10 protein-coding genes are annotated in these 15,010 nt (G+C 67.3%); 9 read left to right on the top strand and 1 reads right to left on the bottom strand.

Annotated elements, in window-relative coordinates:
- The first annotated feature begins 142 nt into the window (after window positions 1–142).
- The 5 genes from J2N69_RS00060 (at window position 143) to J2N69_RS00030 (ending at window position 7,470) form a co-directional block, all read left to right on the top strand.
- Window positions 143–319 (top strand): hypothetical protein, encoded by a 177-nt coding sequence (locus J2N69_RS00060; protein ID WP_230898817.1) that lies wholly within the window; start codon window positions 143–145, stop codon window positions 317–319.
- 185 nt (window positions 320–504) lie between these two features.
- Window positions 505–1,149 (top strand): hypothetical protein, encoded by a 645-nt coding sequence (locus tag J2N69_RS00055; protein ID WP_230898816.1) that lies wholly within the window; start codon window positions 505–507, stop codon window positions 1,147–1,149.
- Window positions 1,150–1,169: 20 nt separating this feature from the next.
- A complete protein-coding gene (locus J2N69_RS00050; protein ID WP_230898815.1) occupies window positions 1,170–2,222 on the top strand; it encodes a hypothetical protein in 1,053 nt (350 codons plus the stop codon).
- Window positions 2,223–2,282: 60 nt separating this feature from the next.
- On the top strand, window positions 2,283–6,905 hold the full coding sequence (locus J2N69_RS36365) for a DUF6531 domain-containing protein (protein WP_230904516.1): 4,623 nt from the start codon (window positions 2,283–2,285) through the stop codon (window positions 6,903–6,905).
- Window positions 6,906–6,933: 28 nt separating this feature from the next.
- Window positions 6,934–7,470: an SMI1/KNR4 family protein gene (locus J2N69_RS00030; RefSeq protein WP_230898814.1), complete on the top strand. Its 537-nt coding sequence runs from the start codon at window positions 6,934–6,936 to the stop codon at window positions 7,468–7,470.
- 155 nt (window positions 7,471–7,625) lie between these two features.
- On the opposite strand, the gene J2N69_RS00025 is transcribed toward J2N69_RS00030, so the two are convergent.
- Window positions 7,626–8,171 (bottom strand): hypothetical protein, encoded by a 546-nt coding sequence (locus tag J2N69_RS00025; RefSeq protein WP_230898813.1) that lies wholly within the window; start codon window positions 8,169–8,171, stop codon window positions 7,626–7,628.
- A 620-nt stretch (window positions 8,172–8,791) separates the two neighbouring features.
- Here J2N69_RS00025 and J2N69_RS00020 point away from each other — a divergent pair.
- The 4 genes from J2N69_RS00020 to J2N69_RS00005 all read left to right on the top strand — a co-directional run.
- Complete coding sequence (locus J2N69_RS00020) at window positions 8,792–9,046, top strand: helix-turn-helix transcriptional regulator (RefSeq protein ID WP_230898812.1); 255 nt, start codon at window positions 8,792–8,794, stop codon at window positions 9,044–9,046.
- Between the two features lie 175 nt (window positions 9,047–9,221).
- Complete coding sequence (locus J2N69_RS00015) at window positions 9,222–10,145, top strand: DUF6083 domain-containing protein (RefSeq protein WP_230898811.1); 924 nt, start codon at window positions 9,222–9,224, stop codon at window positions 10,143–10,145.
- Between the two features lie 149 nt (window positions 10,146–10,294).
- A complete protein-coding gene (locus J2N69_RS00010; protein WP_230904518.1) occupies window positions 10,295–11,788 on the top strand; it encodes a UvrD-helicase domain-containing protein in 1,494 nt (497 codons plus the stop codon).
- Between the two features lie 654 nt (window positions 11,789–12,442).
- The coding region (locus J2N69_RS00005; RefSeq protein WP_230898810.1) for a LamG domain-containing protein at window positions 12,443–15,010 on the top strand (2,568 nt) is incomplete at its 3' end.

Here is a 15,010-nt window from a genome sequence, read left to right as displayed (position 1 = left end):
ACAGGCCCTGGTGGGTACCACTTCTACCCGAGAACAGCCGTCGGCCCCGTGCCGCCCGTCTGGAGACCGACCGGCGGATCGAGGAGGCTCCGCGCCGTGACGGCTTCACCGGCCCCGCTACGAGAAGGCCGCCGAACGCTGGATGGACTACGGCTGGCGGACCACGGTGAAGTGGACCGGCACAGGAGAGATCTTCCGCCACTCCCGCCTGGCCGGACGGCCCGTCCCCGCCGAGGCGAGCACCACCGAGTGGGCGCAGGACGACCGCTACCAGATCGTCAGCCGGTCTCGCCCGGTTCTCACTGACACGGCCTGCTGAGTCGTTCGCTTCTGGAACGTTGTTGTCCCGTCCGAGTGGTGATGAGCGGGTTGTGCACTTGGGACGCGACGGTTCTCGGCCACTCTGCGACCCCGGCTTCGGGCGGGGGAAAACCCTCGTGAAACCATCTGCACCGCAGGTAGCGTCAGCTACCCACAAACCCCACACCTCCCAGGAGTTCAGACGTGACTCGCCGTTTCCTGTCCGTTGCGGTCGCCATCACCGCGAGTACCGCACTGCTGCTGACCGGCTGCAGCTCGGGCGACGGTGACGACGACGCACCCGACAAGATCAAGGGTGCCGGGGCAGACACGGACAGTTCGGCATCCGCCGGCCCGTCGGCGAAGCCGGGTGCAGCCAAGCGACCGGACATCACGCTGCCCAAGGCCTTCCAAGTCACCTTCGACGGCTGGACGAACAGCGATCCGAAACTCCAGGCCATCCTGAACGACGGCAAGGAACGACTCCGTGCCTCCTACGCCGCGATCAACAACAAGGACCCGCAGGACGACGCCTTCACCTTCTACAGCGAAAGCGACGCGCTGCGCACCGGCACCGAGTGGATCAAGGGGTTCACGGACAAGAACCTCGTCCTGATCGGCAAGGGCCGGGTCTTCCAGCCGCAGCCCCGCATCAGCCCGGACGGTTCCGGAACGCTCTTCTACTGCGTGGACGAGGGCAAGGGATCCACCAAGGACACCAAGACCGGCAAGGTCACCGCCACCCTCGCCGATGACGCCCTTGTGCTCTACCGCACCAAGTTGCGCAAGACCAAGGACGGCGTCTGGAAGACCACGATGGTTCAGACGGAGCGAGGAGCCTGCAAGTGAGGACGCCGCCCCCTCGCGCGGTGACGCTCACCGCAGCGTCCCTGGCGATCACGCTGCTTACACCATCGGCCGCCTTCGCCTGGGGAACGGACCCGGGAGAGGGCGCCAAACCGCCCGCCAAGGACAGTGCCAAGGGCACGGCCAGCGGAACGGAACTGGGGGCCGAGGTCACCCGCACCCGCATCGTCGTCACGCAGTCCGGCGGTGGCACGGTTAAGCCGTCCGCTGGCGGACTGACCGCTGTCGACCCTAACTGGAAGCCCCCGGCCTGCTGGTACGAACCGCTTGCCACCTCGCGACAGCTCAAGGACGCGACGGAGAAGATGAACAAAGGCGACCTGTTCTCCGTTAACTTCGGGCGCCGCTGGGGCAAGGACCTCCTCGTCGACGCGTTCGACAAAGGCGATGCCACCTTCACCGACACTCCGACCAAGAACTACAACGTCGGCAAGAAGGGCATGTTCTGGCGGGCAGTGGCCCGCGAGGACCGCGCGAACGACCCAGAAATCCTGGACTGTTCGAAGAACTTGTTCTGGCAGAAGGCCGGCACCGTCCCCGACGACCCGAACGCCCCCACCCCCGAAGTGCTCGCGGCCTACGCCTACGACAAGATCCGGGTCCCGGACACCGAAGTGGAGCTCAAGCCGCAGGGCAAGTCGACGGTGAACCTGCCCACTTGGGTGTGGCTGGACAAGGCCGTCTTCAAGGACGTCACAGTGCGCGCCTCCTTGCCCCACACCGACCTGTATGCGGTGACGACTGCCAAGCCGGTGACGCTGCATCTGGATCCGGGCACGAGTGACGCGAAGACCTTTCCTGCCTCCGGCGACTGTCCGGTCAACGAGGACGGCTCCGTCGGCGCCCCCTACACCAAGGGTGCATCTCAGCAGGAACCGCCGTGCGGTATCGCCTACCTCCGCGCCACTGGCGGTGAGCCCTACCAGCTGAAGGCCTCCGTCACCTGGGAAATTTCCTGGAGGGGAACCGGGGGAGCGAAGGGCGACCTGCCCAACGGCACTTTCGAGGCCACCCAGGACATCAACGTCCAGGAAATCCAGTCCATCAACCGCTGAACTGACATCACCACAGCAGGTGCCCTGATCGCAAAGGGCTGATACAACGGGGGATTGCACGTGGCACACCGCCCGAAGGACTGGCATGTCCTGGATCTGGACAAGGATCCGACGCCGGGTGATCCCGACCGGGTGCGCAAGCTGGCCAAGGATCTGCATGACTTCTCCGATGATGTCGGCAAGGTGCTGCGTGACATCAAGGGCATGGCGGGCGAGGACGCGATCCTGCGGTGGGCGGGCAAGACGGCCGACGCTTTCACGGAGAAGTTCGAGAAGGCGCCGGAGAAGCTGAAGAAGCTCAAGAAGTCCTACGGGATGGCCGGTGACGCGCTGGCCGCGTACTGGCCGGAGCTGGAGCGCGCCCAGGCCCTGGCGGACAAGGCGCTGGTGAAGGGACGCGAGGCGCAGGCCGATCTCGCCTCCGCCAAGTCCAGCCTGTCGTCGGCTGATTCCTGGGTGGAGAAGGCGGGCAAAGAGGCCGACAAGTACAAGGACGACAAGGGCTCGGGCAAGGATGTGCCGAAGCCGGATGAGTCGAAGGTCCGCGCCGCTACCCGCAACGCGGCCTCCGCCGAGAAGGCTCAGAAGTCGGCGCAGGGTGATGTGGATGCCGCCAAAAGCTCGCTGGACGCGGCGAAGAAGATGGCCGAGGACGCGCGCACGATGCGTCAGGAGGCCGCCGGGACGGCGAAGCGGAGGATCGACGAAGCGTCCGACGCGGGGATCCCCAACCGCAAGTGGTGGGAGGAGGTCGGGGACTGGGTCTCCGACAACTGGGACACCATCGTTGCGGTGTGCAAGGTCGTCGTCGCCGTCGTCGGCATCATCGCGATGATCGTTGGCGGGCCGATCCTCGCCGCGATTGTCATCGTCGCCGGAGCCATCGTCCTGGCCGACACCCTCAACAAGTACCGAAAAGGCCAAGCAGGCCTGATGGATGTCGCATTCGCCGCCCTGGACTGCGTTCCCGGCATGAAGGGCCTGACTACCGCCGCCAAGCTCGGCAAGGGGCTGAAGGGTCTCAAGGGTGGGCTGAAGGGCTTCAAGTCGGCCCGTACCGCGCTGAAGGACGGTGCGAAGGGCGCGTACAGCCGGGTCAAGAGCAAGGTCAAGGGCTGTGGCGACCCGGTGGACGTGGCCACCGGCCAGATGTTCCTGGCCGCGGCCGATGTCATGCTGCCCGGCACCCTGCCGTTGGTCTTCACACGCCGGGTCGCCTCGGGCTACCGCAGCGGCGGCTGGTTCGGCCCCACCTGGACCTCCACCCTCGACCAGCGCCTCGAAGTCGACGAGGACGGCGTCGTCTTCGTCACCGAGGACGGCATGCTCCTGGCCTACCCCCATGCTGAGGGCTCGGATGCATCCGTACTGCCTGACGGCGGTCCCCGATGGCCGCTGGAGCGTCTCGACGACGGCGGCTACCGCCTCACCGACCCCGTCGCCGGCCACTGCCGCTACTTCGCGCCACCTGTTGACGACGTGGCGTTCCTGAGGCGAATATCCGACCGCAACCACAACACCGTTGACTTCGACTACGACGCCGAGGGCACCCCGCTAGCGATCCGCCACAGTGGCGGCTACCACCTGGTCCTCGCAGTCGAGGATGAACGGGTCACTGCCCTGAGCCTGGCGGGTGCGGGCGAGGACGGTTCCGACACCGTGATCAAGCGGTACGGATACACCGACGGCAACCTCACCGAGGTCACCAACTCCGCCGGGTTGCCGCTGCAGTTGACCTATGACGAGCGTCTGCGGGTCACATCGTGGGAGGACACCAACCACAGCCGTTACTACTACCGCTACGACGAGCAGGACCGTTGCGTCGCCCAGGGCGGGGAGGCCGGTCACCTCGCCAACACCTTTACCTATGACGGAATCGATGAGGGCTGGCCGGACTGCCGCACCACCGCCGTCACCACTTCCGGCGGCGCCACCTGGCGGTACGTGGTCAACGACGACTGCCTGGTTGTGGCTGAGACCGATCCGCTGGGTGCCACCGTCATCACGGAGTACGACGCCCACCAGCACGTGATCGCCTCGACAGATCAGCTCGGGTACACCACGAGACTGGAAAACAACGATCTGGGCATGCCGGTGAAGGTCACCCGGCCCGATGGCGGCACGACCCGCTTCACCTATAACGACCTCCACCTCACCACCGCCGTCCAGCTGCCCGACGGCACCATATGGCAGTACACCTATGACGAGGCGGGAAACTGCACCGCCCTCACCGACCCCAACGGGGACACCACGCGCTACACCATCGGGCCCCGCGGCTCGGTGCAGGCCGTCACCAACCCGCTCGGCGAGCGTGTGGAGGCCATCAGCAACGCGGCCGGACTGCCTGTGAGGGTCACTGACCCCGCCGGCGCGGTCAGCCACCACTCCTATGACGCCTTCGGACGGGTCGTAACCACCACTGGCCCAGCAGGCGGGCAGACCCGGCTGACGTGGTCGGTCGAGGGCCAGCTCCTGTCCCGCACCCGCCCGGACGGCACGACTGAGACCTGGGCCTTCGACGGCGAGGGCAATTGCGTGCGCCACACTGATCCGCTCGGTGCGACGGTCCGCTCCGAGTTCAGCCACTTCGACCTGCTGACGGCCCAGACCGGACCGGACGGCACGCGCCTCACCTTCACCTACGACACCGAGCGGCGGCTGACCGCCGTTATCAACCCGCAGGGACTGACCTGGGCCTACCACTACGACATCGCCGGGCAACTCGTCGGGGAGAGCGACTTCGACGGTCACACCAGGGCCTATGCATACGACGCGGGCGGCCGGCTCACCCGGAACAACAACGCCGCCGGGCAGACCGTCACCTACCGCTATGACCCCATCGGTCAGATGGTCGAGAAATCCATCGACGGTCAGGTCACCGTGTTCGAGAACGACCTGTGCGGCCGCCTGCTGCGGGCCGCCAGCCCTGAGGCCGTCCTCGAGTTCCGTTATGACGCTGTGGGCCGCCTCGTGGCGGAAACCGTCAACGGCCATACTCTCGCCACATCCTGCGACGCTGCGGGACGCCGCACCCGGCGCACCACGCCCGCCGGCATCACGACTACCTACTCCTACGACACCTGCGGCAACTATGACGCCCTCACTGTGGCGGGCCGTGTCTTTTCCCTCCAGCACGACGCCGTGGGCCGTGAAATCCAGCGCAGCCTCGGCGACCGCTTCACGCTCGCCTTCGCCTGGGACGGGCAGAACCACTTGGCCGGCCAGACCCTCACCGTCCCCGGCACCGTCCGGCCGCGGATCCAGCGGACCTTCACCCACCGCGAAGACGGGCACCTGACCGCCATCACCGACCAGGACACCGGCCACCGCACCTTCACACTCGACCAGGCCGGACGCGTCACCACCGTCAGTGCGGCGAACTGGAGGGAGACTTACGCCTACGACGAGGCGGGCAATCAGGTTCACGCCTCCTGGCCGGACCAGCACCCCGCAGGCCAGTCCCGCGGCGAGCGCACCTACCAGGGAACACGCCTGACAAACGCCGGCTACACCCGTTTCGAATACGACGCGGCAGGGCGCACCATCCAGCGGCGCAAGCACCGCCTTTCGCGTAAACCGGACATCTGGCGCTATGCGTGGGATGCCGAGGACCGCCTCACCTTCGTCACCACCCCAGACGGTATCCGGTGGCGCTACCTTTACGACCCGCTCGGACGCCGCCTGGCCAAACAGCGGCTCGCCACCGACGGAAGTGTCGAGGAGGACACCCGGTTCACCTGGGACGGCAGCACCCTCACCGAGCAGTCGACCCAGGTCGCAGGCTCCACCGAACTCATCACTCTCACCTGGGACCACGACGGCCTGGCGCCCCTCTCCCAGACAGAGACAAAGTCCCTGGCCGAGGCGCCGCAGCACGTCATCGATCAGCGGTTCTTCGCCATCGTCACCGACCAGATCGGCACCCCCACCGAACTCATCGACGAGGACGGCCACGTCGCCTGGCGGGCCCGGGCCACGCTCTGGGGTACCACTGCCTGGAACCAGGACGCGACGGCCTACACCCCGCTGCGTTTCCCGGGCCAGTACTACGACCCCGAAACCGGTCTGCACCACAACTACTTCCGGCACTACGACCCTGAGACGGGTCGCTACCTCACGCTGGACCCGCTGGGCGTGGACCCTGCACCGAACCCGGCCACCTACGTCGACAACCCGAACACCCAGTGCGATCCGCTCGGGCTCTCGCCCTGCGACGAGGCCGACGTCACCTGGGGCGGCCGCGTCCAGTACGGCGCACCTGGCCCGGGCGGCCGGGCCACCGGCATGCAAGCCCGGCTCGAGTCCGACATGACGGGAGGGAGAACGAAGCCCCCCAAGTGGATCCCTGGCTACGAGAAGTACAAAGAACTACACAAAACGCATCTGCTGGGAGCTCAGATCGGCGGCTCCAACAAGGACCTGCGCAACTTCGTCACCATGCACCGAAACGCCAACACGCCGGTCATGAAGCACGTCGAAGAGCAGATCAGAAGGGCAGTCGACTCAGGTGAGAAAATCGACTACAAGGTCACGCCCATCTACCGGACCAATGACCCCAGCGACGTCACCCCACTCGGTCTCCACCTTGAGGCGCAGGGGAACCGCGGCTTCTCCTTCACCCCCTATGAAGGCGGGAGCAGTACCAACAGCGTCACCATCCTGAACGTCGCCAAGCCCACCTGACACCGAAGAGACAAGGACACCGAACCGGATGCACTCCGCTGTAGTTCGCCTCACCGCACTCGTCCCTCCGGCCGGTCCCCAACGCTCACGCGACTGGGCCGCCGTAGAGGAGCAGCTGGGCACTGCCCTGCCACAGGACTACAAGGAGCTCGTCGACACCTACGGGGGCGGAGTCTTCGACGAGACCGTCTGGCTCCTGGACCCCGCATGCCCTCGACCGGGCTACAACCTCATCGACCAGGCCAAGGAGAGCGCGGAGATCCTTGCCAAGCTGTGGCAGGTGGGATCCAAGCCGCATTTTCTGCAGGACGAGGGGGCCGAGGTTCTGCCCTGGGCCTACATCGAGGGAAGCGGCGCCATGCTGTACTGGCTGCGCAGGCCGGGGCAGAGCCCTGAGGAGTGGACGGTCCTGTTCAACGAGGGACGAGGGCCCGAATGGGAACACCACCCGACCCAGTGCGTGCCCTTCCTCCTGTCCGTCCTGACAGGAGAGACGGACTCGGTGTACTTCGACGAGTTCCCCCCCGACGAGCACGAGTTCGACTCCAACGACGACATCCTCTAAAGCCCGATGACCCCTCCCGCCTCCGGTGACCGCCGCAGGACCCGTCCGCTGCGCTCATGGAGTGACATCTGGCTGTCGCTTCCGGGCCGGCTAGTGGGACGGGCTCGTGGGCGGTCACCGGGGGCAGAATGTCCGCGGCAATCCGGTGACCGCGCTCAGGCCTGCTCCGGTAGTTGCCAGCAGACTTCGCCCGCCTCGATGTCGGGGCGCCAAGAAGCCAAAGCGCTGGTGCGGACGAGTTGGTCGAGAAGGTCCTGAAGGGATAGGGGCGCGGTCGCGCAGAGCCGGGTGAGGACCTCGGCATCGGCGCTCCCGCTGCGGGACTCGGTGTGCGCCGCCAGTGCCAGGGCGGCCAGATGGATAGACGGGGGAGCCCGGCGAGGCGCCGCCAGGGGAATGGGGTGTAGTGCCCAGTGGGCGGCGCGTGCCCGCCGCTCACGGCCGGGCGCCTGAGCCAGGACCGTTACGTCCAGCAGCTGTGCCTCGGCGGATCCATGACCGCGTTGGGTGCAGCGCAGCCATCCGGCGTGCTCGAGTTCATGCCAGGGAGTGGCGTGGGAAGCCAGGCGCATGCTGCGCAGGAACCCGGCCGGCAGATCAACGCGTCCTTGGCTGTCGGAGCGCAGTGCACACTGCAGAGCCAGAAGGCGAGCCGTGGGGGAGGAGAAGGGGGGCAGCGCTGCGGACAGATAGGTAAGCATCTCCTTTACGCGCACGCGCGCGTCAGCACCCGGTGACGGGGCGGTCGAACGCCCACGCGGCGGGGGAGAGACCGTGACAGGCGGGGCGGCGGAGAGCAAGGCGTCGGGAACCACCGCGGCTTGCGCAGTCGCGCCCGCACACCCTGCGCAGGTATCGGCCAGGCGCCACAGGCGCCCGCCCTGGGCTCGTGTGAGCACCAGTCGTACAGAGCCGGAGCAGCCGCGATGGCGTGGATGCCACCGACAGCCCCGCTCGTGGCACTGGCAGGTCCGCAGATGCGACGGCAGCACGTCACGCCGGGCGTGCCGCGCCAGATGAGCCAGCACTGCCGGGCGTGCCGAGCCGGCCGCAAGGGGCCGCGAGTCATGGGGGCAGTGCGGGCACACCAGTACCGGCCCGCCTGCCCCGGGCCGCAGCTCCACGCTCCAGATGCGCCGCACCCTCACATGCGTCGTGCAGAGCCTCATTGGGTGCGCTCCTCCCGCCTGATCGCGCCGCCATCGGATGACGAGCGCACACGCTAGTGCAGACCTCTGCCCTGCTGCAGAGGTGCCGACCTGCGGAAATAGGGCAGAGGTCTGCACTGACAGGGCAGGGTGCTGCACCTTCGGATGGTGGAGTGACGATCTTCCCGCCCGACCCGAACCTCACCGCGCTGCGCCTGGAACTCGCACGCCTGAGGGCCGAGCGGGGATTCACCTACGACGAACTCGCCGAACGCAGTGGCCTGGCCCGCCGCACCCTCATCGAGATCGAGCAGGGCCGCACCATCGGCAGCCTCAAGACCTGGCACGCCCTCGCCCACGCCCTCGACGTCCCCGTCGACCGCCTACTGGGCACCCTCTGCGACGACCACACCCCACCCGGCACCTGACCTCCCGGCTGGCCCCCCGCCCTGGCCGGAGCCGTCAAGACGCCACCCAAACGGGCAATCGCAATAGAACAAACACTCCCCATCTCGTACACCCGCCCCCATCCGCTGGGCCATTCGCAGGAGATACCACCGCCGCCCCCAGGTCCGCGGCGCGCCGCCTGGCACGTTCCCTCCCATGCATCCCCACCCCCCAACCGTGGCCCGCCACTGGGACGGCAGCCCCCTCGCCACCCGCCGCCACCGCTCCCTACGCGTGTCCGCAACCAGCCCCAGCCGACTGCTGCGCACCGGGCAGCACAGCCGCTGCCACACATGCGGCAACCGCATCGAGTGGTACCAGCGCAACAACCACCGCCCCATCGCCCTGCACCCGACCGAGTTCGCCAACACCGACGTACCCGACTCCTGCCGGTGGCACCTCAGCGGCGGCATCGCCTACCGCCACAGCGACCACAGCGCCTGGTGCCGCACCCCGCACGCCATCCTGTGCCCACGGCGCACCATCACCACCCGCCTCACACCCCACCTGCAAAACGTCCGTCGCCAACTCGCCGTCCGCACCCGCACCCTGATTGACACCGGTCTGTTCACCCCACCCGCACCGGCACCCACACTCACCCCGCGCGAAACGGCCCCGGACAGCCACATCACCCGACCGGTCGTCCAGCTCCTTTACACCCGCTACCTCGCCGACCACCCGCTCCACACCATCCGGTGCGTGGCCCAGACCCGCACCCGCCACCGCTGCCCCCACCCCATCCTGGACCCCACAGCCCCGGCCGGCGCCTGGACCCTCCTGCCCGCCAACCCTCGCTCCACCCGCCGCCAACTCGCCCTGGCCGACGGGCTCATGGCCATCTACGACCTCAGCCACCTGCCCTACATCGAACAACTGCGCTGGCGCACCCAACGCTGCCCCGCACATGCCACCGCCCACAGCGCCGCCGACCTCGCCCTGACGACATGGCAGGTCTTCGACCCTCTGCTGCACCACCACCTCATCCACACCCACCTGCCCGCGCCTCCGCCCAGCGGCCGCCGTACGGCGGGGGAGTGCCGCGAGCCCTCAAGACCCTCCTGGCCTGCCCGGCCCCGCTGACCCGGTGAAGACCGCACGCCCACTGCAGGCAGCACTGCCTGAACCCCGCCGTTCTCGACCGCGGGACACGCGACATGCCCCAGCGCTGCCAACAACCCTCAACTCCAGGCGTTCCCGCCCGCCTCACCTCACCCCGGAGCACCGCCGTGCTGACCCTGACCGACGAGCAGACTGCCGCCGCTGATGCCTTCCACGCCGGGGACCACCTGGTCCTGCAGGCCGGCGCCGGAACCGGAAAGACCACCACCCTGACCCTGCTTGCCCAGGCCACCCGACGCCGCGGCCGCTACCTCGCCTACAACCGTGCCATCGCCCGCGACGCCACCACACGCTTCCCGCCCACCGTCACCTGCAAGACGGCCCACGCCCTGGCCTACGCCGCCCTCGGACACCGCTACACCCGACGCCTGAACGCGCCCCGCCGCCCCGCCGGACAGATCGGCCAAGCCCTCGGCATCACCAAACCGACCCGCCTGGGAGAGCGCGACGTGACACCACGAACCCTCTCCTACGCCACCCTGCGCACCGTCACCCGCTTCTGCCACTCCGCCGACCCGGCCATCACCCGCCACCACGTACCCCGCCTGCGAGGCCTGGAGGACCCCGACCACCACGCCCAACTCACGGACGCGATCGTGCCGTTCGCCCGCAAAGCCTGGGCCGACCTGCAGCATCCCGACGACGGAGTGGTCCGCTTCGAGCACGACCACTACCTGAAGATCTGGGCCCTCACCCAGCCCACCCTGAGCGCCGACTACCTTCTCCTGGACGAGGCCCAGGACACCAACCCCGTCGTCGAGCAGGTCTTCCTCAACCAGCGCAGTCACGCTCAGCTGGTGATGGTCGGTGACTCTGCTCAGGCCATCTACGGCTGGCGCGGCGCCAAAGACGTCATGACCGGCTTCGACGGCACCGCCCTGACCCTGTCGCAGTCCTTCCGCTTCGGCCCTCACCTCGCCGCCGAAGCCAACCGCTGGCTCCAGATCGTCGGCGCCCCCATCCGTCTGACCGGCACTGACACCGTTCCCACCGAACTCGGCCCCCTCTCGCGGCCCGACGCCGTGCTGTGCCGCACCAACGTCGGCGCCCTGGCCGAAGTGATGACATTGCTGACCGCTGGACACCGCGTGGCACTAGTCGGCGGAGGAGAAGGCCTGCGCGCCCTAGCCCTGGCCGCCCGCGACCTGAAGGAAGGACGCCGCACCGGCCACCCCGAACTAGTCCTGTTCAGCTGCTGGGGCGAACTGCAGGACTACGCCGCATACGACCCAGCCGGAGGCGACCTACAGCCACTGGTCGACCTCATCGACACCCACGGCCCCGAAGCCATCCTCACCGCCGTCGCCCAGCTCACCCCCGAGGAGCAGGCAGACGTCACCGTCTCGACCGCCCACAAGGCCAAGGGCCGCGAATGGGCAGAGGTAAAAGTGGCAGACGACTTCGCCCCGCCCAAGGACAGCCAGGAGCGCGACGACCAAGGCCAGCCTCTGCCCGGCCCGATCGACGAAGACGAAGCCCGCCTCGCCTATGTCGCCGTCACCCGAGCCCGGAGATGCCTCGACCTCGGTGGCCTGTCCTGGATCCACGCGCACCCAGACACACCCGCCGCAGGTAACGGCGGACTGCCTGCACAGGCCCAATGAACCCTTACCCCTCGTCGGTCACGCCGGAGGAATTGCTGCGCGTGGCCCTGGCACGCTCATCCACCAGGCCTGAGCGTGCTGTGTCGCTGGGCATACAACGGCGGACGTCGCGGGAGAGATGGACGCCGGCGTCCAGGATCGTCGCGGTCGCCACAGGGCGCAGCACCGCGGAAGAACTACGGAGCGCCGGTGCTGAGGTAGTGCTGGACGGGCGCTTGCCGCCATCAAGTCCTGAGCTTGGGCATCGGGATGCATGGCGGGCCCGGCCGACTGCTGTTCGCGTTCTTCGCGGCCGATGGCCGGGACCGAGCGGGAACCTCAGGGAATCGACCCCCGCAGGACTCGACGCGGAGACGTCAGTTGACCGTCCACTTCCAGCGCTGCCAGGGTCAGTCACGCGCGACGACGCCGATGGCGGCAGTGTGGCCGCGCGTACCAAAACGTCAGACATCCGCCTGCATATACGACCGTGGTGCACGTCACGCGGACCACGTGTCCGGAATGGCCCCCTCCGCATCCCTTGATCCACAAACTGGCATCTGGTCTAGACCCATCCTCCCAGATATCTTCACATCTTCGAGTGATCTTCATTAAATTCTCAGATTGTGGGGGAACATGGCACGGCGAAGACGCCGTTGGGGAGCGTCGCGGGGTGTGACGGCCGCGGCGTTGCTCGCGCTGGCTGGACTCACCGGGGAGGCCGCAATGGGCGCGGCTTCTGCGGCAAGTGCCGCCGATGAGCGAGCGGAGGCCGCGGAGCCGGCTTCGCGCGATCCCGCTGACGCCGCGCATCGCGGCAAGGCGTTTTGGGAGGATGACGGGCTTCCGCCCGTGTCCGAGGAGCAGAAGGCGTCTCGGGCTGCCGTCTCCTCAGGGCAGCGCGCTGAGGTCAAGTCGCTGACCACGGCAACGAGTCAGCTCTTCGCCAATCCTGATGGCACATTCACGGTGGAGGCGTCTGCCGAACCGGAGCGCGTCCGTCAGGGCGATGCATGGGTACCGATCGACACCACGTTGATCGAGCGCAAAGACGGCTCTCTCGCCCCGCGAGCGGGCGAGGACATCGAACTGTCCGGTGGCGGCACTCGCGAGCCACTGGCCCGGCTGGCAGCCAACGGCAAGGAATTTGCGGTTTCTGCGCCGTGGGACTTGCCGAAGCCGACAGTTCAGGGGGCGACCGCGGTGTATGCCTCCGTGCTGCCGGACGTGGACCTTGCCGTGACGGTCACCTCCGATGGCTTCACGTATCACCTGGTCGTGCACTCCCGGAAGGCAGCGGCCAATGCGGAGTTGAAGTCCGTCAAGTTCCCCGTGACGGCCAAGGGCCTCTCGTCCCGTGCGACGTCGGAAGGGTCCGCCGCGTTCGTCGACTCGGGCGGCCGGCCTGTGGTGCACAGCGGTGCGGCATTGATGTGGGACTCGGCCGCGCCTCCCGCTACTCCTCCTTCTCCGGCTCCACTCAAGGCCCTGCGGTCCAGCGCGGCCACTGGTGCTACGACCGACGCGCTGAGCGCCGGTGCAGGTTCCCGGACCGAGGTCATGGATGTGACGATTGCGGATGACTCCCTCACTGTCGTGCCGGATCAGCAGTTCCTGGCCGACGAGAAGCGGGTCTTTCCGGTGGTGCTTGATCCGCCTGCGGTCAAGGCGACGCTGACCAGTTGGACCACCGTGTGGTCCGATTCCCCGAAAACGAGCTTCTGGAAGACCTCCCACGCGCTGGGGGTGGGCTACGACGCCTATGTGGACAACAAAAAGGCGCGCTCGTTCTTCCAGTTCGACACCCGCAAGGTGTCCGGGAAAAAGATCATCAACGCCACGTTCACGGCGTACGAGATCTGGTCCGCCAACTGCGACAAGCGCAACGTCGAACTGTGGCGTACGGGGCAGATCTACGGCTCGACCACCTGGAGCGACCAGCCCTCGTGGAAGTCGGAGGTGGACACCGTCTCGGCCGCGAAGGGCCACTCCTCGTCGTGTCCGGACGGCGATGTGGAGTTCGATGCCACGTCTGCCGTGGCGTACACGGCCAAGGCCAAAGCCACGCTGACCACGCTCGGCCTGCGGGCCAGCGAGTCGGACCCGATCGCGTGGAAACAGTTCATGTCGCCGACCGACAAGGACGCGACGTCGTCGAAGAAGCCCCGCCTGTCGATCACCTATGTTTCGGTGCCGACCGCGAAGCCTTCGTCAGTCAAGATGTCCGATCCAAAGGTGTCTTGCTCGGCGTCAGGAAGCCCCGCAATGATCAGGGACGCAACGCCGCGACTGACAGCAACTCCGACCTCGGCCGATGGATCGAATGCAACTCTGAGGCCCAACTTCGAGCTGTACAAGGACGGCAGCTCCACGGCGACCACGCTCAAGCCCTCGGCGTGGACGGCCAGTGGTACAGCCGGCACCGTGGTCACCTCGGCCCTTGCCGAGAACACCACGTATCGGTTCCGCGCCCGCACGGAGTACAAGTACAGCTACGGCGGCAAGACGGACTACCTCTACGGCCCCTGGTCCAGCAGTTGTTACTTCAGGGCTGACACACACGGCCCGGCCGCGCCGAAGATCACTTCGAGTGTCTACACCGAGTGCGTCGGCGATACCTGCGAGGGAGACGCCCAGGACGGCAGTGTCGGGATGACCGGCACATTCCGGATCACAGGCTCCGGTGATGTGCGTCGCTACGACTGGTGGCTGAACGGGGTAAAGGCAGGCAGCAAGACGTTCACCGTCAACATGCCGGTCTACGACGTCAAAGTGACGCCGGACAAACGGCTCACCAACACACTGCGAGTGCAGACCTTCGATGCGGCAGGTAACGCCGGCAGCACCACGGACTACCTGTTCAACGTCGCCAAAGCGGCTGATCCGGTCGGTGTATGGAAGTTCGACGAGAACAGCGGGACCACAGCAGCGAATGCCGCAGGTGATGGCAACGCTCTGCGTCTGAGCAAGGCGGCATGGACGGCCAAGGCACGCAACGGCGCCGGGTTCAAGGCCGACGGCACGGCGACCGCCGCCACTTCGGGCCCTATGGTCGACACCACGAAGAGCTTTGCCGTCTCGGCGTGGGCCAAGCTCGACTCGAAGTCTTCGACTGCGACTGTCCTCAACCAAAACGGTGCGAAGGTCGGCGCGTTCCAGCTCTATTACTCCAGCGCCTACGACCGGTGGGTCTTTAACCGCTATGACCAGGATTCGACTGCCGAGTCGACGGCCATTCACCGT

The organism is Streptomyces huasconensis, from assembly GCF_021028635.1.
GTDB lineage: Bacteria > Actinomycetota > Actinomycetes > Streptomycetales > Streptomycetaceae > Streptomyces > Streptomyces huasconensis.
The sequence above is the reverse complement of the archived record's forward strand: the minus strand, read 5'-3'. Positions and strand labels throughout refer to the sequence as shown.

Coding starts and splice junctions, on each gene's coding strand:
- J2N69_RS00060 (WP_230898817.1), top strand. CDS start 143: ATGGACTACGGCTGGCGGACCACGGTGAAGTGGACCGGCACAGGAGAG.
- J2N69_RS00030 (WP_230898814.1), top strand. CDS start 6,934: ATGCACTCCGCTGTAGTTCGCCTCACCGCACTCGTCCCTCCGGCCGGT.
- J2N69_RS00025 (WP_230898813.1), bottom strand. CDS start 8,171: ATGCTTACCTATCTGTCCGCAGCGCTGCCCCCCTTCTCCTCCCCCACG.
- J2N69_RS00015 (WP_230898811.1), top strand. CDS start 9,222: ATGCATCCCCACCCCCCAACCGTGGCCCGCCACTGGGACGGCAGCCCC.